1 protein-coding gene is annotated in these 720 nt (G+C 37.4%); it reads left to right on the plus strand.

The annotated features are described in order from the left end of the window. Positions 1 to 19: 19 nt before the first annotated feature. On the plus strand, positions 20 to 720 hold a 701-nt coding region (locus ACFSSB_RS15430; protein WP_379905922.1), incomplete at its 3' end, for a hypothetical protein.

Here is a 720-nt window from a genome sequence, read left to right on the forward strand (position 1 = left end):
TACTTTATTATTTTTTGCAATGTTTGCCTTTTTTTTGCAAGCTAATGCACAATCCATAATTAATATTACTACCTCAGGAGGTAGTTATACAAGTGAAAAATGGGTGTCTATAACCGATGGTGTAGATGGGACTGGAACTCAAATTTGGGGACAAGGAAACGGAACGCAATGTGATGGTGCTGGTTTAATTAATGAAAATATAAGCTTACCAGCAGGAACTTACTATGTAAATTGTTATGATAAATATGACGATAGTTGGGATGGTACTTTAATAAGTGTTACTGCCTATGGTTCGGTTATAGGGGATAATGGAGGTGTAAGCCCTGATGATGGAGAAGATACAGATGCGTCTTACCTTTGTGAAGGTACTCCTGAAGAGTTAGAAGCATCTTTTATGATTGTTGTACCTGTTGCGCCTTGTGTAGCACCTACTGTTACATTTACAGTTATAGAAGATTGTGCTCTCGGTTTTACCGTAGATATAGACGTAACAGATATGGGAGACGCTACTTCTTACGATGTGCAAGAATCTGGAGCTAGTGTTGGTACTATTACTGCTACAGGTGTTACAAATGTAGGACCATTTACTAATGATAACGCAATAGACTTAACACTTGTTCACAATGTAAGTACACTTTGTAATTTAGAGGAAACAGGTTTAGTTAATTCTGCGTGCCCAGCAACAAATGATGAGTGTGCAAATGCTATAGATTTAGATTC

The sequence above is a fragment of the Lacinutrix gracilariae genome (genome assembly GCF_042684485.1).
GTDB lineage: Bacteria > Bacteroidota > Bacteroidia > Flavobacteriales > Flavobacteriaceae > Oceanihabitans > Oceanihabitans gracilariae.